Annotated in this window: 13 protein-coding genes; 10 read left to right on the top strand and 3 right to left on the bottom strand. The window is 34.3% G+C overall.

The features are described 5' to 3' along the window. Position 1 precedes the first annotated feature (1 nt). Positions 2-3,505, bottom strand: a complete 3,504-nt coding sequence (locus IEX29_RS11160) for a helicase-related protein (protein ID WP_188734547.1) — start codon at positions 3,503-3,505, stop codon at positions 2-4. A gap of 1 nt (position 3,506) precedes the next feature. Further along, on the bottom strand, positions 3,507-5,921 hold the full coding sequence (locus IEX29_RS11155; RefSeq protein ID WP_188734546.1) for a hypothetical protein: 2,415 nt from the start codon (positions 5,919-5,921) through the stop codon (positions 3,507-3,509). Between the two features lie 102 nt (positions 5,922-6,023). On the opposite strand from IEX29_RS11155, the gene IEX29_RS11150 reads away from it, so the two are divergent. The 4 genes from IEX29_RS11150 (at position 6,024) to IEX29_RS11135 (ending at position 13,834) form a co-directional block, all read left to right on the top strand. Next, positions 6,024-7,292: a DNA cytosine methyltransferase gene (locus IEX29_RS11150; RefSeq protein WP_188734545.1), complete on the top strand. Its 1,269-nt coding sequence runs from the start codon at positions 6,024-6,026 to the stop codon at positions 7,290-7,292. A gap of 479 nt (positions 7,293-7,771) precedes the next feature. Beyond that, positions 7,772-10,984: a type I restriction-modification system endonuclease gene (hsdR, locus tag IEX29_RS11145; RefSeq protein ID WP_188734544.1), complete on the top strand. Its 3,213-nt coding sequence runs from the start codon at positions 7,772-7,774 to the stop codon at positions 10,982-10,984. An 88-nt stretch (positions 10,985-11,072) separates the two neighbouring features. Next, complete coding sequence (locus IEX29_RS11140; protein ID WP_188734543.1) at positions 11,073-12,506, top strand: class I SAM-dependent DNA methyltransferase; 1,434 nt, start codon at positions 11,073-11,075, stop codon at positions 12,504-12,506. A gap of 20 nt (positions 12,507-12,526) precedes the next feature. Further along, positions 12,527-13,834 (top strand): restriction endonuclease subunit S, encoded by a 1,308-nt coding sequence (locus tag IEX29_RS11135; protein WP_188734542.1) that lies wholly within the window; start codon positions 12,527-12,529, stop codon positions 13,832-13,834. Positions 13,835-14,058: 224 nt separating this feature from the next. On the opposite strand, the gene IEX29_RS11130 is transcribed toward IEX29_RS11135, so the two are convergent. Continuing rightward, positions 14,059-14,373, bottom strand: coding sequence for a helix-turn-helix domain-containing protein (locus IEX29_RS11130; RefSeq protein WP_188734541.1), 315 nt, complete (start codon positions 14,371-14,373; stop codon positions 14,059-14,061). Between the two features lie 461 nt (positions 14,374-14,834). On the opposite strand from IEX29_RS11130, the gene IEX29_RS11125 reads away from it, so the two are divergent. Genes IEX29_RS11125 through IEX29_RS11100 form a run of 6 tightly spaced genes read left to right on the top strand, consistent with a single transcriptional unit; the run spans position 14,835 to position 19,632 of the window. Continuing rightward, positions 14,835-15,443, top strand: coding sequence for an ECF transporter S component (locus IEX29_RS11125; protein WP_156986238.1), 609 nt, complete (start codon positions 14,835-14,837; stop codon positions 15,441-15,443). A 33-nt stretch (positions 15,444-15,476) separates the two neighbouring features. Then, positions 15,477-16,271 carry an energy-coupling factor transporter transmembrane component T family protein gene (locus IEX29_RS11120; protein ID WP_188734540.1) on the top strand — a complete coding sequence of 265 codons (795 nt, stop codon included), beginning with the start codon at positions 15,477-15,479 and terminating at the stop codon, positions 16,269-16,271. Positions 16,272-16,288: 17 nt separating this feature from the next. Further along, complete coding sequence (locus IEX29_RS11115) at positions 16,289-17,140, top strand: energy-coupling factor ABC transporter ATP-binding protein (RefSeq protein WP_188734539.1); 852 nt, start codon at positions 16,289-16,291, stop codon at positions 17,138-17,140. Further along, positions 17,137-17,958 (top strand): energy-coupling factor ABC transporter ATP-binding protein, encoded by an 822-nt coding sequence (locus IEX29_RS11110; RefSeq protein ID WP_188734538.1) that lies wholly within the window; start codon positions 17,137-17,139, stop codon positions 17,956-17,958. The genes IEX29_RS11115 and IEX29_RS11110 overlap by 4 nt, the downstream gene beginning before the upstream one ends. Next, entirely contained in the window at positions 17,955-18,656 is a 702-nt protein-coding gene (locus IEX29_RS11105; RefSeq protein ID WP_188734537.1) for a phosphoribosylanthranilate isomerase, read from the top strand. The genes IEX29_RS11110 and IEX29_RS11105 overlap by 4 nt, the downstream gene beginning before the upstream one ends. Then, positions 18,637-19,632 (top strand): carbohydrate kinase family protein, encoded by a 996-nt coding sequence (locus IEX29_RS11100; RefSeq protein ID WP_188734536.1) that lies wholly within the window; start codon positions 18,637-18,639, stop codon positions 19,630-19,632. The genes IEX29_RS11105 and IEX29_RS11100 overlap by 20 nt, the downstream gene beginning before the upstream one ends. Positions 19,633-19,640: the final 8 nt, after the last annotated feature.

Raw genomic sequence — 19,640 nt, 5'->3', positions numbered from 1 at the left:
ATTAGTCGATTATTCTCAAATAAGCTGCATCTTCTACATTTCTCATTGTTCCCATTACTCGTGTTGCTTCTAAGTGGCGACTGCTATCGTCAAATGATTTTAAAACTAATTTTCCAAGAAACTCTTCACTCTTAGTTTTGTATAAATAGTAATTTGTTTGATTTTCTTCTCCTTCAAGACTATCTGCTTCTTCTGCAAGATTAAGCCAATTAGCAACGAAATTTTCAATTATTTGTTTCGCTTCTTCTCTATAAAGTTGATGAAAGTCTTCACTAGCTTTAACCCGACACATTAAATAATCAACAGCTTCATCTATCTTCTCTTCATTATTTAAGATATTTATAGGCGAACTATCTCCAGAAAGTTCTTCAACCGTGTTTCTTAGCATTGCCACTAGCACTCCAGCTACAGCTTTCTTAAGTGCTGGGACTGAAAATGGTGTGACACTACTGGATTCAACAAATTTATATAAACTTTGATGATAGGATTGAAATGTTTCATAATGTGATCTATCTCTACTTCTAGAAGAATTGTATAAAGTACATACTAAACCAAGCGAATTACGTCCTACACGACTTGTCGCTTGAATATATTCGGATGTAAGTTTAGGCTGCCCAACTACAAACATCGAATTCAAACGTTCAATATCAACACCAACTGATAACATATTAGTAGCTATCAATGTATCAATTGTTGGTTGCTTCTTGCTACTTTTTGAAATTCCATCGCTATCATGCTTTACATCTAATTTTTTTAATATTTCAGGGATTTCTATCCCTTGAATTCTAGAAGTTAATTCGACGCTAGTATTATCATAAATTAAGCGTTTTCTAGTATTGTTTCGTCTATATAATTGGTTGATATATTCCTTGACATCATCTTTAATTAATCCAGAAGCCTTTCCAAGTTCACGAATACTATTAAAGTATCCTGCAACAGTCCAAAATATTTCTTCTTCATTAATGGTAAGATTGAGTTCTGTTATACTCTGCAACATTGCTGATAACAAACGTACTTCCGCAGTAACTTGCGATTTTCCTGTTGCCATGACCCCCATATATTCACGACCATAATTTGATTTATCTTCTTTCACAAAGAAGTTATCAGAAATATCAATGCCATCTGGTGGAAATTGAAATAGTTTCCTGTCAAAAATCGATTGTACTTGATCCTCAGCATTTCTAATAGTTGCAGTTGAGGCAATGTATTTGGGTGATGTTCCGTTACCTCCATTTTTAAATATATAATCAAATCCTGCTTCATACAAACCAACAATACTTCCAAGTGGACCCGATAATAAATGTAACTCATCTTGTATAATTACCTCTGGTCTACGATATTTTTCAGGATTATCGGACCCAAATAATTTTTGAGTAGATTCTTTTAGTGGAACTTGTGCAAATTTGTCAACAGTACCAAATAATAATGTAGGGCGAACATTGTAAATACTCTCATCAACTACGTAAATAGGGAGACCTTTATTAAATTCACATAATGGATTTGTGCATTTCATATTATATTTTAAACTTGTTCGATCAATAGGGGCATAACCCCATTTCCTTTTCACATTAAAATCTTTCTTATCTGGTACTATACTATGCTCTTCATGGCACCAAGGACACTTCAATACTTGAAAAGTATTAATTTTCTTTGCCTCATCTAAATATTTTTTTTCGACCATCGATTTAAAAACTTCTTTTGCATTTTTTAAATAATTCTGTGTTCCTTCACCAATCCAAAGGCCAATTGTGATTTCTGTTTCCCCTAGGTTATCTTTTTTTCTTCTAAGAAATTCAAGTGCGCATATTAACTGAGAGGCTCGTTCAAATTGTTGAGCTGTTAATAATCGAAGAGTATATCTCATAATTACACTGACACCTTCGTAGTTTGAATAGTTCATACGCCTATATAATATAACTGCTGCAATTGCAAATAAATAGGCCTCAGTTTTTCCTCCGCCAGTACTTACCCATATTAAGTCAATTGTATCTCTATCAGGGCTTTCCTCATTTAAAATTGATTCTAATGAATTTAAAACAAATGCAAGTTGAAATGGGCGCCACACAAATTTTACACTTTCATAATTTGACTGCTCATAACAATCTACTTTATTATTTACTTTCTCTATTCTTTGTAGAAGCATTGCTTCATTTGCTAAATTAAAAGCCTCGAAGACTTTATCATCTTTCTGAAGAATAGCTATTGTTTTTCGCATTCTTTCACTACAAGTCTTACATTTTTCAATATTTTCTTTTGCATAGTTTTGAAACACTTCATCTAATTTAGAAATACTTTTTTCAATTTTTTCAATCCATTCCTCATATGCACTTAAAAATGTATTTAATTTCTCAATTTGTTCTTCACGATTCATATTAATGTAACTATCCGCTCGAAGGATTCTATTATCGAGATTAGGTATTTCAAATGACATTGGTAACAGTTCATATCGCGGTATATAATTTGTCTTAATTTGCGAAACTGAGCTATCTTTTTCAGTCCACTCTGCTGCTACACCTCTACCAAAAGCATATGTTTTTTTATGGCGGTATAAAAATAAATTCATTGCATCCTCATGATTCAACTTGGATAAACTCGGTAATTTTATATCCTCTGATGCCCAAAAATCTAATCCTAGTTGTTTATCCACAGAAATTTCTGTTTGAAATAAATGTTTGTCAGAATTATTTTTTATGACTAATGTAACTGCTAGAATTTGATGACTTTCCACTTCTATTTTTTGTATCTTTGAATACACTGTTACCTGTAGTTTTTTATTAAAAACAACATCTGATTCTTGCTCTTCGTCATTAGGAATCGTCTGTTTTTTTAATCCTTCTTTTTGAAGGTCTACTTTTATAGATTGACTATAAGGGAATCGTTCATAACAATTCTTTTTCCCATAATTAATATTTTTAATCTTATTTATTAAAAATTTCAATTCATTAGAAATATGATTTATTTCATTAAGTTCTTTGCTTAATTCATTAATTATATTATCACGATCTTCGGAAAAATAAGCATACCTAATTCTGTCGTTTTTCTCATCAATTTCGAACAATGATTGTGTTTTTTCCGTTTTTACTAGTTCAAGACATCTTATAAGTTCATCAAGTGTCTTCTTATCTGATTGAATATAGGGATTTTTAATCGGTTCATAATAAGCAGTTTGAAATAAAAAATCTAAGTATTTATTTTTAGTAGAACAATAAAAAGTCATGCCAATTGAAGACGGTAAGAAGCTATTATCAATCTCTGCAGATTCTTCTTTTTCGAAACCTTCTTGAGCTTCTTGAACAACTTCTTTACGTTCTTTTTTATTATGGTTATCTTGTAATGGGTACAAAATTCCTGTTACATATCTATTTTGAGGTTTTTCTGAAATTATTTCTTTAGTATTATCTATATTAATTCGTTCTGAACCTGGTCCAAGTAAAAGTTGGCTGATTGCATCAGCATATTTGTCTCTAACTGCTTTCTGCCTATCTTTATTAACTTTTTCGACCATTTCATTTCCCCCTCAATATCTTATTTGTTAAAATCCTTGGAACTTCTTCAATAAATTCTCTTTCAATCAATACTACTTTATCCATAATAAATGACTTAATAGCTGAATTTGATTTTATTTCATCAAGCGAACGTCCTTCAAGTTCACCAAGGAATTGTACTCTGTCGTCAACCAATTTCTTCTTTACTGATTTACTAGCTTGCTCATATTTTTCAGGATAAGCTATCATGTCGTTATCTCCTATCATTATACCAACATATCTAATGAATTCTTTATCTCTTGATAAGATTGGCATTTTTTCAATTGAGGACCAAGCAGCATAAAAAGCAATTGTCTTTGAAGAAAATCCTAAACTCTCCATTTTCTCTTTTAACTCTAATGAGGTTAAACGTCTGTTCTCAATATAATCTAGAAGGGACTTTTTCCATTTATAATCCAAATATACTTCATTTGAGCTCTTTTTTAAGGAATCTAATCTAGTAACGATGGACTTATAACGATTACGATATAATTCATCAGCATATGGTACAGAAAATTCAATAATTGTTTGCCCGACTTTTAATTCTTTGGTATCTATTTTTCTTACTATATTATCAAATCCAACTACAAATATTTTGCTAAATTCAGTGCCAAAAATATTACCTCCAGATTCTAAATCAATACCTATTGTTACATCCACAGTACTGTTGTCACTTTGTATTTCTTCTTCAGAAGCGTATTTTGAAATAAGTTCAGAAAATTTCTTTTCAACTAATTCTTCTTCATCAAAATTATCAATTGAATTTTTATGTAAATTTATACCTATATCATTATCATTTGTCTTTTTACTCAAATATTTCTCAATAGCACTAAGGTATGCTGAATTATTTTTTGAATTAAACAAATCCATATTATCTAGCTTTTGAATAACATGCTTATCTTTTTTTAAAGAATATATTAAAAAATTTTCTTGTAATTGTGGTACTAAGACTGTAATATCTTTTGCTAGGTAACTAGACAACCATTTTCTACGTTCCGTTTTATAAGGAGATATTAGTATAACCTGTTCAAACTTCCCATATAAATCCTCAGTGATATCAGATTTATACGAAAGAATGGTTAATTGTTTATCATTTATAAAATGATTCCTACTTTCTTCTAGCATTTCATCCATTACAATGAGTAAGCAGTTAACATCCTTAGTTCTAATATTTTCAATTTTATTTCTTACTTGATATCCAAATCTATTAGAATAGATATCATACATAATACATGAAACTTCATCTATATTATCTAGTTTTTTTTCAAGCATATATTCACTTACTGCAATCATCTGCCTTTCTAAAGTATCTGAACTCCCAATAACCTGATTATAATTCATTTTTAAAAACAACTTAAGCAGCTTATCTAAATACTTCAAATTAGGTTCTTGGCTAATTTCCGATAGGTACACATTAAGTTTTTCAATAGCCTCTGAATATGCTCTATTATTTGCTATAAAATCAAATGTAATTACGTGTTCATCATTACTAGCCTCAAGCCAACAATACTCATTATTTATACTTTCTATTAGTTCCACCGAATTATTATTCATTACAGAAAAGACGCTTGAGTATGTTCTGATAGGTATTTCAAATTCTCTACAAGCATCTTCAAGATTTATTAAATTGGATATCTGGCTCTTCTTAAACCACTTATCACCCACTACAAAAACTTTACTTTCATCAACAATACCATTATTTTCCTCTAAATACTCAACAATAGCATCTGGGCTAGAAGAGAAAAGAATCATACGTTTTTCAGTATTATTTGCATTAGCAGGGTACGATATTTCCATTGAATCTTTGAGATAACCCACACTACATATTTGCCCAATAGTGTACACACGTTTTCCTAAATCTATTTGAGCAGTTAATATTTCATTCAATATCTTCTTTTCAACTAAAATGATAACGGATTCTTCGTTTGTCCAGCTTAAATTTTTAATACCAAAATAATTCCCGAAATCTTGCCTGACTTCAGGTATTTTTCGGCGTTTTGTACGATTAACTTTACTAGCTCTGTTCTCTAAGATTTCCCTTGAGAATATTGAAGTTACACCATCTTGTTTTCCGTAAACTAATTTAATCCGATAACCCGCACCCAATTCATCCTTTCCAAGATATTGATAGTATTTATTTTTAAATTGAATTTCTTGCCCAACTTGCAATTTATCTATATCAAGCTTTCTGCCATTGGACATGTTATCTAAATAATTTTGCAAACAAATAGCGACAATTAATTCTTTGTAATAACTACTATTTAGATATTGATACGTATAAGAGTTATTATCTTCACATTCCTCTATAGCCAAGAAATCGGATATCACTCTTTTTTTGTTCTTTGATATGTATCCAAATGGACTACTTGAAAATAACAAACTTTTTATACTTTTCATACACGCTCTCCTTATGAATCTATTAATTATAATTGTACAATAAATTAGATATTTCTGGAACACGTATTACAAACTTGGTATAATCTTTAATGGGGTGGTGTAATGTTAAATATAATTGATTTATTCTCAGGCGCAGGTGGTCTAACAGAAGGATTTAGGAATCCTCTTTTTTTCAATTTACTCGCTCATGTTGAGATGGATAGGGCAGCATGTAAGACACTTAAAGTCCGTGATGCTTACTATTATTTAAAAAAGAGTAACAAGCTTGATTTCTATTACGATTATATCACTGGAAAAATAACCCACAAGGAATTTATTTCTAAAATTCCGACAGAAGAAACTGCCAAGGTTATTAATCTTGGTATCACTGAAGATACTATGGATGAAATTTTTTCTAGAATTGATACAAATGCCAACGGAATGAAAGTACACGGAATAATTGGAGGCCCTCCTTGCCAGGCTTACTCCACTATTGGTCGTGCACGAAATGATAGAAATAAAAGCCAAGACGAACGCATTTATCTTTACAAATATTACATAGAGTTTCTTGAAAAATATAATCCAGATTTTTTTGTGTTTGAGAATGTAAAAGGCTTGCTTTCTTTTACAGATTTAGACGGAAGCAAGTTAATCGATAAAATTTTAAATGAATTTTCAAATATTAAGGAAAGAGGACATTATAAAATCAATGTCAAATTAGTTAATTGTTCCGATTATGGTGTTCCTCAAAATCGAGAACGGCTCATTATTTTTGGACAGAAATCAAAATTGGGTACTGGTGATTTCTTTAACTGGTTAGAAGAATTTAAAGAAACTCCTCCTATTGTTAATGAGCTATTTCGTGATATGCCAAAAGTTAAACAAGGGGAAACAAATAACAAATACTCTAGCCTTCAACCAATCGAATACGTTACTAAAAATATTCGGACAAAAAATGTACCAGCTACACAAAATATTTGTCGTCGTAATAACAAAAATGACTTGGAAATATACAAAATTGTAGCGAAAGAAAAACAGAAAAACAGAAACGTAAAATATTCTGATTTGCCGCAGGAGCTAATTACTCATAAAAAATCTAACATTTTTCTTGATCGTTTCAAAGCTATTAATGGGAAAGGCTTTAGCCATACAATTGTTGCTCATATCGCAAAAGATGGTCATTATTATATCCACCCTGACGTATTACAAAATCGTTCCATAACTGTAAGAGAAGCTGCAAGAATACAAACTTTTCCTGACGATTTTTTCTTTGAAGATTCACGAACAGCAGCATTTAAACAAATTGGCAACGCTGTTCCTCCCCATTTTTCAAAAGTAATCGGTAAAGCTATAGTAGAAAACCTTTATGGACTAAAATTTTTGCAAACATAGTAACGAAGTTGAGAAAAGTGAAAATAATTATCAATCAAAGACAGTTCTAAGCGAGCTGCTGTATCTATATTTGGGATATAAATATTTTTTTGCGAATAACTAGTATTAGAAAAGTACTTCGTGGGGAGAGATGGTACTCACATTTCGTTCTATTCTTTTCACCATATCCCTTAACAGCAAATTTTATATATAAACAGCTATTTGTCCTTTTTCTCTTTTTAGTAAATATTCCTTCTTTCAAGTAAGAATTAGTTTGAGCCATCGTGAATGAACTCTGTATGTTTTGTGTTTTATTGACTTTAACTATAAGTGCATTCATTATGGCTTTCTATTTTTTGCTGTTACATTTCATTTTACAATAAACCTATTTTTCAATTGAATTAGTATTGTGTATGTGCAACCTCCCGAGAGACACCTAGCCATCCTCCAGACACATATAGTATAATACCCCTATAAACTACTCAGAAAATGGTGATAATATGAGCAGCAATTTTTATTTCTTAAAAGAGAATTGGAACGTGCTTGCGAATTTAGGAGAAACAGCTGAGAAGAATGTACACCAAGATCCCCATACTACAATTATGAAACTTCGTTTGTTTGCGGAAACATTAGCACAGATAGTGCTAGCATCTGAAAATATTAATGAAGATAGAGGAACAAAACAGATTGATAGAATTAATAGGTTAAAGCGTGAAGGACTACTTGAACCTGAACTTGTTGATATGTTTCATATGTTACGAAAAAAAGGGAATAATGCTGTACATAATGCTAAGTATGGAGAAACAGATGAAGCAAAAATGTTGCTACAACTTGCATACCGCTTAGCTGTTTGGTTTATGGAAGTTTACGGTGATGACTGGAGTTTTGAACCACCTGAATATGTAGAGCCAATAGATGAACCCGCTGTTGATTTAGATCAAATGCAGAGAGAGCATGATGAAGAAGTTCAAAAGCTAGAAAAACAACTTGAACAAGTACGCTTGAAAGCAGAATCAGAGGGTGACAATGTAAAACAGGAGCGAAAGAAAAGGACGAAGAAGTTTGTTAAGCGGCAACATTTAACAGAAGCAGAGACTCGATCAATTATTGATGAAAAATTACGTGAAGCTGGTTGGGAAGCAGACACTTCTGTTTTAAACTATCGGAATTATGGAACACTACCCGAGAAAAATAAAAATATGGCTATCGCTGAATGGAAAGTAGAAGGCGGGCGTGTTGATTATGCTCTATTTATTGGTTTGCAGTTAGTTGGTTTTATCGAGGCAAAAGCACTAAGAAAAACGATTCCAAGTGCTTTGGAAAGTCAGACAAAAGTGTATGCAAAAAGAGCTATTCAAATTGATCAAGAAGTGATTACGCCTACAACTGGAGATTATAAGGTTCCTTTCTTATATGCGACAAATGGTCGTCGTTATTTAAAACAGCTACAGGAGGAATCTGGAATTTGGTTTTGGGATTCGAGAAAACCTAAAGAGTTTGCAAGGCCACTGGAAGGATGGCATTCACCTGAGGATTTGAAGCTTTTATTAAGTCAAGATGATCAACGAGCCAATGAGCGGTTAGAAGAACAAGATATGACAAAATTTGACCTTAGACCGTATCAGCAGCGAGCAGTATTAGAAGTTGAAAGAGCTTTAATAGATGGTCAGCGTCGCATGCTTGTTGCAATGGCTACGGGTACAGGGAAAACAAGAACTGCAATTGCATTAATGTATCGGTTAATTAAATCTAGAAAGGTTAGAAGAATTTTATTTCTTGTTGATCGAAGTTCGCTTGGTCAGCAAACAGAGAATGCTTTAAAAGATACAAAAGTTGAGGAGTTGGCATTCTCCGATATTTATGATGTGAAAACGTTAGAAGATATGAGCCCTGAAGAGGCGACAAAAGTCCATATTGCTACAGTTCAAGGCATGGTGCGTCGCTTATTTTACAGTACAGAAGCAAATAATATGCCATCCGTTGGTCAGTATGATTTTATTATTGTCGATGAGGCACATCGTGGATATACCAGTGATAAAGAAATGACCGAAGATGAATTGGAATTTCGTGATCAAGACGAATATATCAGTCAATATCGTCGTGTAATTGATTATTTTGATGCTGCTGTGCTCGGGCTAACAGCAACGCCAGCATTACACACGACGGATATTTTTGGAGTGCCAATTTTTAAATACTCCTATAGTGAGGCAGTGCTAGATGGGTTTTTAATAGACCATGAACCTCCATATTTATTTCAAACAAAACTTACAGAAGAAGGAATTCATTTTGAAAAAGATGAAGATGTAGAGGTGTATGACGTTGATGCAGGTGAAATTTCTTTAGAAAAAGTACCAGACGCCATTCATTTTGAGGTAGAGCAATTCAATCGTAAAGTAATCACAGAGTCTTTTAATCGAGCCATTCTCAATGAACTTGTACAGTATATTGACCCTACAGGTAAAGAGAAAACGCTTATCTTTGCGGCGACGAATCAACACGCTGACTTAATTGTACGTCTATTAAAAGAAGCATATCAAGAACTTGGTGATGAAATTGAAGATGATGCAATTATGAAAATTACAGGCTCTATTTATAAGCCGTTAGATGCTATTAGACGGTTGAAAAATGAACGTCTGCCAAACGTGGTTGTAACAGTAGATTTATTGACAACAGGAATTGATGTACCTGCTATCACAAATCTAGTTTTCTTACGTCGTGTTCAATCGAGGATATTGTATGATCAAATGTTAGGGCGAGCAACTAGGTTAGATCCAGAGATTGGGAAAACGCATTTTAATATTTATGATGCTGTTGGTATTTATGATAAACTACAACAATACACTGAAATGAAGCCTGTAGTTAAAAAACAAACAATGAAAATCTCTGAATTAGTAGGTGGCTTTGCTCAAGCTGAATCTGAAAAAGAAACCAGTTATTATCAAGAACAGTTAACAGCAAAATTACAACGTAAAAAACAGCGTTTAAATGATGAGGCAAAGCAAAAATTTGAAGAGTTAACAGGCGGCCAAACAATAGATGAATGGGTTCAAGAAGTAAAAGAATATACCCCTACAGAAGTACAAAATAATAGTATTCTTTTTGATTTTATGGAATCTTATCAAGTAGGAAGTGAAAAGCGTTATATATCAAATGAAGAGGACGAAGTTATTTCCGTTGAACGAGGGTATGGTGAGGGGAATAATAGACCTGAAGATTATCTGGATGGGTTCACAAAGTTTATTCAAGAAAATATCAATGAAATTCCTGCTTTGCAAGTGGTGTGTACAAGACCTCGGGATTTGACAAAAGAAGATTTACGTGAATTAATAGCTATTTTAGAAACGAAAAATTTCAAACAATCACATTTACAGTCAGCTTGGAAACAAACGAAAAACGAAGAAATTGCAGCTGATATTATTAGTTTTATCCGTCAAGCAGCATTAGGTGAATCTTTGGTTGACCATGAAACACGTATTAAAAATGCAATGCAAAAGGTCTATTCACTACACGACTGGAAGCCAAGACAGAAAAAATGGCTAGAACGGATTGAAAAACAGTTAATTAAATTCCCTGTTCTTGCTCCGACTTCAAAAGAAGCTTTTTCAGAAGAACCTTTTGCAAGTCAAGGTGGTTATAAACAAATGAAAAAAGAATTTGGTGAAGATATTGATATTGTCGTAACTACAATCAATGAAAACTTATATATTAGCTAGAAGCACATTTAATCCAAGCTCCTTCTTTCAAGGAGCTCTTATTTTCATTTATACTTATAAAAGACAGAATACGTTTATGGAGGATATTATGAACAATCAAGAAATCGTACAAAAGTTATGGAATTTATGTAACGTGTTACGTGATGATGGTATTACCTATCAACAATATGTAACTGAATTAACATACCTACTCTTTTTAAAAATGATGAAAGAGAAGGGCGAAGAAATAGAAAAGGTGATACCAGAAGAGTATCGTTGGGATAAACTGGTTGAAAAAGAAGGGACAGAGTTAAAAAACTTTTATCAGCATCTCCTTTTGGATCTGGGAAGCAGTAACAACAAAAGTTTACGCCTTATTTATGGGGATTCTTCAACAAGTATTACCGAACCTAAGAACTTGGAAAAAATTGTGAAATCTATCGATGCCTTAGACTGGTATAGCGCCAAAGAAGAAGGTCTTGGCAATTTATATGAGGGTTTACTCGAGAAGAATGCAAGTGAAACCAAGTCAGGAGCAGGTCAATATTTCACCCCTCGTGTTTTAATTGATGTCATGGTTCAACTAGTAGATCCTAAAATTGGAGAGCGTTGTAATGATCCAGCAGCTGGAACATTTGGTTTTATGATTGCAGCTGATCAATACTTAAAAAATAAAACAGATGACTACTTTGATATTGATCCGCAAGAAGCGGAATTTCAAAAAGGGGAAGCATTTAGTGGGATGGAACTGGTAAAAGGAACGCATCGTTTAGCCCTTATGAATGCATTGCTTCACAATATGGAAGGCCGAATGGAGAACGGTGACTCATTATCAAGTAACGGAAAATGGATGAAAAATTATGATGTTATTTTAACGAATCCACCTTTTGGGACAAAAAGAGGTGGAGAGAGTGTATCACGTGACGACTTAACTTTTGAAACATCCAATAAACAATTAAACTTTTTACAACTTATTTATAATGCATTAAAAGATAATGGAGAAGCACGTGCAGCGGTGGTTTTACCAGATAACGTTTTGTTTGAAAGTGGTGTTGGTTCTCAAATTCGTCGTGATCTAATGGACAAGTGTAACCTACATACTATTTTACGTTTACCGACAGGAATTTTCTATGCTCAAGGTGTGAAAACAAATGTTTTATTTTTCACACGTGAAAAGACAGATAAAGGTAATACCAAAGATGTATGGGTATACGATATGCGTACGAATATGCCTTCATTTGGGAAACGTAATCAACTTACAATGGCCCATTTTGAAGGTTTTATGAAGGCTTATATTGCTGAAAATCGTGAAGAGGTAAAAGATGAACGATGGAATAAATTTGGTCGTGAGGATATTGCAAAAAAGGATGACAGCTTAGATATTGGGCTAATTGCTGATGAATCTCTTTCTTCTTACGAGAATTTGCCAGAGCCGATTGAATCAGGAGAGGAAGCAATTGCTAAGTTGCGAAAAGCTATGGAATTACTTGGAGAAGTAGTTGAAGAATTAAGAGAGACTGAAGAAGTTAAGGTGAAGAATTAATGGTTAGGAAAAAGAAGACGATGGAAGAATTGTTGAAAGAAGCGTTGGTGCCTAAAAAAGAACAACCTTACGAAGTGCCGGAGAATTGGGTTTGGACAAAACTCCCTTTTTTATTTGAAATAAAGATGGGGCAGTCTCCAAAAGGAGAATACACGACAAAAGATTCAGGCTATACTCCTTTAGTTGGAGGGCCAGCAGACATGGGCGAAGTATATCCAAAAGTAAGTAGATATACAAAAAAGGTTACAAAGTTATCTAATGATGGTGAGCTTATTGTTTCTATAAGAGCAACTATTGGTAAAACAAATATCGCAGACGGGGAGTATTGTTTGGGTAGAGGAGTTGCCAGTATAAAATCTAAGGTTATTAGTGCTAGGTTATTAATGCAATATTTTAGCACTATAGAAAGTTATTTAAATGACATAAGTACAGGGACGACCTTTAGACAAATTTCAAGAAAAGGTATTGAAACTATTCCCTTCCCTCTTTCGCCATTAAATGAACAAAAAAGAATTGCCAATAAGGTTGAACGCCTATTAAATAAAATTGACGAGGCAAAGCAATTAATTGAAGAAGCTAAGGGGTCCTTTGAATTACGAAGGGCTGCTATACTTGATAAGGCTTTTCGGGGGGAGTTAACCACTACTTGTCTAGTTAATAGTTCAAGTAATGAGCATCCTTATTCTTTACCAGAAGGATGGAACTGGGAAGAATTTGATAATATTGCAAAAGTCTGTTCAAATTTAGTTAATCCTAATGACTACTTGAATTACCCGCATATTGCACCGGATAATATAGAAAAGTTTACAGGGCGATTATTGGAATACAAAACGATTGAAGAGGCCAGAGTAAAGAGTTCCAAGCACTTGTTTAAAAGGAATCATATTTTATATTCAAAAATTCGACCATATTTATCAAAGGTAACACTGGTAGATTTTGAGGGGTTATGCAGTGCTGATATGTATCCCATTGAGACTAACATTAATACTGAGTATTTATATTTCTATATGTTGTCCCCTTATTTTATAGAAAAGGCGTCGACTGCTGGTTCTAGATCAGTTTTACCTAAGATTAATAAAAAAGAGCTCGGAAAGATTCTAGTTCCAGTTCCCAGTGATGAAAAACAGACTGAGGTTGTTAAATTTATAAAATTAGCATTATCTAAGGAAATAGAAGCCATTAGTTATATACAAACAGCCACAGATAGTATTGAGTTATTAAAACAATCCATTCTCTCCAAAGCTTTTAAAGGACAAATGGGAACGAATGATCCGTCTGAAGAAAACGCCGTCGAGCTTCTAACAGAAGTACTCCAAGAAAAACTTTAACTTATTTTTAAATCAAGATGAGAAACTAATATTATTTCTCATCTTTTTCTTTATTTTAGAAACTTAAATTGCATAAACGAATCTTAGTATACTCTTATAGGAACAGCTGTATCATAAATGAATGGAAGTCTTATCAAGCAACATTAATTCTAGATGGAGCTTATTTAAAAAAGACATTGATTAATAGTCTGGATAAGTCCACACGATCATGTTTCTTTAACCACCTAAATCCCAGACTTCCTCTCCCCAATCACTTCCAAAAAATGAGACAACAACTTAATCTCCTCATCCGTTAACTTCCTTGCACTCTCAATCAATTTTATAATCTCCGCTGGTAATTCCGGCACAGACCCGAAAAATTCACTCAATGAAATATCCAATGCTTCACAAATCAAAGTCAATTTATCCAAAGAAGGAGCAGTTCTTCCATTTTCAATGTCACTTAAATAAGATTGTGAAATATATGCTTTTTTAGCCAAGCCATTAACGCTTAGATCTTTTGCTAATCTGAGATTTCGAATTCTTTTTCCAATCTCCATACTGCTGCACCTCCTATTACTCCTATTATAAGGTGTATAAAATGGATAAAATCAGTAAAAATAAAAAATAATAACGTAAATATCTATTAATATTATTGACATTATACTTATTTACGTTATTATTAGGGGTAATAGAAGGAACAGAAAATTCATATCATTTAGTATATCTACTGTTTTTTCAAAAATAAATAAGGTAGGTGATGGATCAAGAAATAAAAAGTGATAGTAACAAGCTGCGAAGAAAATGAATAGTTAGTGGAACTATATTTATTTTTTAGACCTATATGAAACCGGTTACATATAGGGGGAGGCTGAAATAAAAATGTTATTTAATGGCTGAAACATGTAAAGACGCACTTAATTCATACAAAAAGATGTGTCTTATTAAATCAATGCATTGTGCAGTCAGATTCAATAGAGAAGAGGATAGCATTAATTTATTTTTAGGAGGAGGGTTTCTAATGAAAAAAGAAAAGACAGGTTTTATTGGAGGAATTAAAGCTGAGTTTTCCACGATGGCACTGGTGCTTATACCAATTTGTGCAGGTATCAATTTAGTAGGCGGTTCGATTGCTGCAGCGCTTAAATTACCTTTATTTTTCGATTTAATCGGGACGGTTTTGGCTGCTGCTTTAGCTGGTCCGTGGGTAGCCGCAATGGTAGGACTATTAACAAATGTTTTTCTGGCGTTAGTATCGAATCCAATCTATCTGCCTTATGCGTTAGTGGGAATTATTGTTGGTCTTGTAACGGGTTACATGATTAAAGCAGGATTCTTTAAAAACGTTTGGAAGATGATTATTACAAGCTTAGTTGCAACAGCTATTTCTGTCGTAGTTGCTTCAAGTATTACTGTGTTCGTATTTGGCGGGGCTACAGGAGCAACCGGATCTTCTATTATTACAGCTGGATTAGTTGCTACGATGGGAAGTATTTGGCAGGGGGTTCTTACATCGGCATTGATAAATAATCTGATTGATAGAGGTATTGCATTCATTATTGCTTATATGGTTCTTAAAAAAATTCCAAAGAGTTTTGTCAGTAAGTATCAGCAGCCGTCGCTGGAATAAAATATCTATCGTTTAAGGAGGTGAAAGGTAACAATGGCAAAGAAATCAGGAACTTTTTACGAGCCTTTAGATTCTCCGATAGAAAGGCTGGATCCAATTACTAAATTTGTAGCGATATTTGCCCTTGGCTTGAGTTCTGTAGTCTTTCCAAGTGTTTTTATTGGATATGTAATCCTTCTGGGACTGTTCTTTGTAGCTTACAAGGCAAAGATACTGAAGAAATTCGCTAAATTTATTATTGGTTTTGCTATTCCGATTATGGTGATGCTGTTCTTTATACAAGGATTCTATAATCCAGATAATGTAACAATTATTGCTGATTTGGGATTTGCTCAATTGGGACTGGAAGGCATCTTGAAGATGCTGAATATTGTCGGGTCTCTATTAGTATTTTTGGGTTCATTTTATATCACTACAAAGACGACAGATACAGGCAGGATGGTCGCTTCTTTTCAAAGAGTCGGTATAACAGGAAAGGCTGGATATTTAATTTTAGCTACTTTAAATGTCATTCCGCAAATGCAAAAAAAGGTTTCCGTTATTCAGGAAGCACAAAATTCAAGAGGGTTAGAAACAAGCGGCAGTTTAAAAACCAGGCTGAAGGCGATTGTTCCTCTAATTGGACCGCTAATTATGGGTTCTTTGATTGATGTACAGGAAAGAGGCATGACTCTGGAGGTAAGGGGATTTGGTATGAAGGGGATAAAGCAGACAAACTTTGTACAGGCAGAGGAAGCTCCTGTTGATAAGAAAATAAAGCGGCTTTTTCTAATATATTTTTTACTCATCATTGTAGCTTCCATCATTATCAGATTTAACCTCATATAGGAAGGGGAGAGAATACTTTGGATTCCATTCTGAAAGTAGAAGGCTTATCTTTCAAATATAGTAACAGCAAGGAATATGCAATTCGTGATATTAGCTTTGAGGCGAAGCAGGGAGAAATCCTTTGTGTAGTTGGCGCCAATGGATCAGGAAAGTCGACGATATGTAATGCCCTAGTTGGTTTAATCCCCCATTATATTGATGGAGAACGGGAAGGGACCGTGAAAATTTTTAATGAAAATACAGCGGGTCTGAAAATGGGAGAGCTGGTTACGAAAATTGGTCTGGTGTTTCAAAATCCCTTTAATCAATTGTCTTATACCACCAGTACAGTAGAACAGGAATTAGCCTATGGGCTTGGTAATATTGGTGTACCAAGGGATGAAATGGTCTTAAGAATCCAAAAAATAGCTAAGCGGATGCGAATTGATAAATTCTTGCATAAGAATCCGTTAGAGTTATCTGGTGGTCAGGTTCAACGGGTGGCGTTAGGATCTTCTATCGTTATGGATCCGGATATTATCGTATTAGATGAATGTACCTCTCAGTTAGATCCGATGGGGAGCGAAGAAATCTTTGATATTATCAAAGATTTAAATCAGGACGGCAAAACAATCATATTAGTAGATCATGATATGGAAAAGGTTGCTAGAATAGCAGATCGGGTAATGGTGCTGCATGAGGGGGAGCTGGCAGCTATTGATACGACTAAAAATATATTTGGAAACCTGGCAATGGAAAACTATGCTATAGCCGTTCCTGATTTCACGCAGATTGGACTATCGTTACAAGACAATCATTTATACAATGGCGAGCCCATTATGAATGAGCAGGAAGCTATAGCTGCTGCAAAGAAGGTGCTATATTCATGAAAATCGAGATAAAAGATTTAATACACACATATCCCACCGGCGATACTGCCTTAAAAGGGATAAGTACAATCATTGAAGGAACAGAACCAGTGGCGATAATAGGCCAAAATGGCTCAGGTAAAACAACATTTGTGAAGCATTTAAATGGCATTTTACAACCGACTGGCGGAGACATTCTAATTAATGGAGAAAGTATCAAGGATAAGACGACAGCACAATGGTCTAAGCAGGTTGGGTATGTTTTTCAAAATCCCGATGATCAATTGTTTTTAAATACTGTAAAAAATGAATTGGAATTTGGACCTAAACGGATTAATATGCCAGCTGAGGAAGTGGATAGAAATATTGCTTACGCTGCAGAGCTATGTAAACTGCAGGATAGTCTGGAGGTTCATCCATTTGATCTGAGGCAGACGGAAAAAAAGTTCTGTGCCATTGCTTCCATTATTGCGATGGACCCTGACGTCATCATTTTTGATGAACCGACGATGGGGCAGGATGTGGAAGGATCTGAACGATTGGCAAATATAATTGATGATTTACGAAATAGAGGGAAGCTATGTATAACCATCTCTCATGATATGAAATTTGTTGTGAAAGAGTTTAGTAGAATCATTGTTCTTTGTGAAGGTGAAATATTGCTGGATGGCGATAAATATGAAGTACTTTCTCAGCCAGAGATATTAAAGAAGAGTTTTGTTACTCCGCCGCCGGTGACAAGAGTAAGTCAGCAGGCGGGTATTCAAAAGCCGATTTTCACCGTAGATGCGTTGGTTCATGAAATTATGAAAACTAGAAAAAAGGAGCTGAGTTCATGATTATACAGATTTATGGAATAAGAACAGTGGAAGATGCCAGGATGGTCATCGAGGAAGGTGGACACCATATTGGTGTTTCATACGGTAAAATCATGCGGACGCCGGGGCAGATATCCTGTGAACAGGCAAAGGAAATATTTGAGGGTGTTCAGCCATCCGCTGTCAGAATCGGACTGACCGTTGCAGAGGATATTGAGGAGATTATTGAAAATCTGGTTGTAACTCTACCTGATGTGCTGCATCTTTCTGGTGATATTGAAGCAATTAAACCAGACCAGATAGAAATATTAAAAGCTACATTTCCTGACTTGAAGATTATGCAGGCATTGCCGGTCCTTGCAAATACACCATTGGAAGAACAAAAGGTTATGGAATATGTGAGAGATTATGAAGGAGTATCTGATTTCTTCTTGATTGATACAAAAAATCCCGATGCTGATGATATCGGAGCGACCGGATTAACGCATGATATATATATTGATAAAGCAATTATCGAAAGTACATCAGTCCCTTGTATTATTGCCGGAGGGCTGGATGCAGCCAATGTGGCAGATGCGATTCAGGTTACAAAACCGTATGGTGTAGATTCATTCACTTCTACAAATTTTGGTAAGTCCGTTCCTGGAAAAGGTATAAAAGACCGTGAAAAGGTAAGAGCATTTGTAGAGGCGGTTCAAAATGCGCATAGCAGGCAGTGAGAAGAAGGTAGTTGTTGTGGGGGATGCAGCTGTTGATATTATCGTGCATTTCCCAAAGTTTTTGGATGATGAAGAAACGAAGGCAGTGTATAAAACCCCTTATTTAATTGGCGGTGGTACGGCAGCCAACACTGCTGTTTCTTTATCTAGGCTCGGTATCGAAACTTTTTTCATTGGTACAATCGGCGATGATCAGTATGGTCATCATATTGTAAAAGATTTGCAGAATGAAAAAATTAATACGAAATATATGATTTTAGATGAAGCTGTGAATACAGTCGGTGTGTTTGCCTTTATTGATAAAAGAGGAGAAAGGCTTTTATGGGGCTGGCCGAGGGAGAAGCAGGCATTTAAGAAAATCGATAGAGATAAAATAGATTTTGAAATGATAAAAAATGCAGATTGGATACATTCTTCGGGAATGGCTATCGTTGAAGAAGGGTCCTCGAGGGACACGATTATTGAGATTTTTAAGACTGCCTTTGAAGCTGGTGTACCCACTTCTTTTGATTTAAATCTCAGAGTAAAAGATGAGAGTTTAAATGAAGAATACAGAAATGCTGTCTTAGAGGTTATTAAAAACTGTAATTATGTTTTAGGGTCGGGTGAGGAAGAATTTTATTATCTTCATCCGAATGAAGATTGGAAAAAGAGTGTTAAGTCCCTGGCAGATCCTAATCGAACCATTATCGCTAGAATGGGACCTGATGGTACAATGGCTTGCTCCTATGATGAAACAATCATTGAAAACGCCTTTCAGGTGGACGTGGTAGATACTGTAGGTGCCGGGGATGTTTTTAATGGAGGTTTTATTGTTTCGATATTAAGCGGAAATACTTTAAAAGAAAGTCTGGAGATTGCTAATGCAGTATCAGGGTATACAGTCAGTAGAGAGAGTGCAAGGTCATCCCCGAATCAACAACAGCTGGAGACATTTATGAAAACACATAAGAAATATAACGAAATAAATTTATGAAAGAGGTG

It is taken from the genome of Oceanobacillus neutriphilus (assembly GCF_014645515.1).
Taxonomy (GTDB): Bacteria; Bacillota; Bacilli; order Bacillales; family Amphibacillaceae; genus Oceanobacillus; species Oceanobacillus neutriphilus.
Note: the sequence above shows the minus strand (reverse complement) of the source record. Positions and strands in the feature narration are given on the sequence as shown.

Excerpts from the sequence above, each read along its gene's own strand:
- IEX29_RS11160 (WP_188734547.1), bottom strand. The coding sequence starts at position 3,505 with ATGGTCGAAAAAGTTAATAAAGATAGGCAGAAAGCAGTTAGAGACAAA.
- IEX29_RS11155 (WP_188734546.1), bottom strand. The coding sequence starts at position 5,921 with ATGAAAAGTATAAAAAGTTTGTTATTTTCAAGTAGTCCATTTGGATAC.
- IEX29_RS11150 (WP_188734545.1), top strand. The coding sequence starts at position 6,024 with ATGTTAAATATAATTGATTTATTCTCAGGCGCAGGTGGTCTAACAGAA.
- hsdR (WP_188734544.1), top strand. The coding sequence starts at position 7,772 with ATGAGCAGCAATTTTTATTTCTTAAAAGAGAATTGGAACGTGCTTGCG.
- IEX29_RS11140 (WP_188734543.1), top strand. The coding sequence starts at position 11,073 with ATGAACAATCAAGAAATCGTACAAAAGTTATGGAATTTATGTAACGTG.
- IEX29_RS11135 (WP_188734542.1), top strand. The coding sequence starts at position 12,527 with ATGGAAGAATTGTTGAAAGAAGCGTTGGTGCCTAAAAAAGAACAACCT.
- IEX29_RS11130 (WP_188734541.1), bottom strand. The coding sequence starts at position 14,373 with ATGGAGATTGGAAAAAGAATTCGAAATCTCAGATTAGCAAAAGATCTA.
- IEX29_RS11125 (WP_156986238.1), top strand. The coding sequence starts at position 14,835 with ATGAAAAAAGAAAAGACAGGTTTTATTGGAGGAATTAAAGCTGAGTTT.
- IEX29_RS11120 (WP_188734540.1), top strand. The coding sequence starts at position 15,477 with ATGGCAAAGAAATCAGGAACTTTTTACGAGCCTTTAGATTCTCCGATA.
- IEX29_RS11110 (WP_188734538.1), top strand. The coding sequence starts at position 17,137 with ATGAAAATCGAGATAAAAGATTTAATACACACATATCCCACCGGCGAT.
- IEX29_RS11105 (WP_188734537.1), top strand. The coding sequence starts at position 17,955 with ATGATTATACAGATTTATGGAATAAGAACAGTGGAAGATGCCAGGATG.
- IEX29_RS11100 (WP_188734536.1), top strand. The coding sequence starts at position 18,637 with ATGCGCATAGCAGGCAGTGAGAAGAAGGTAGTTGTTGTGGGGGATGCA.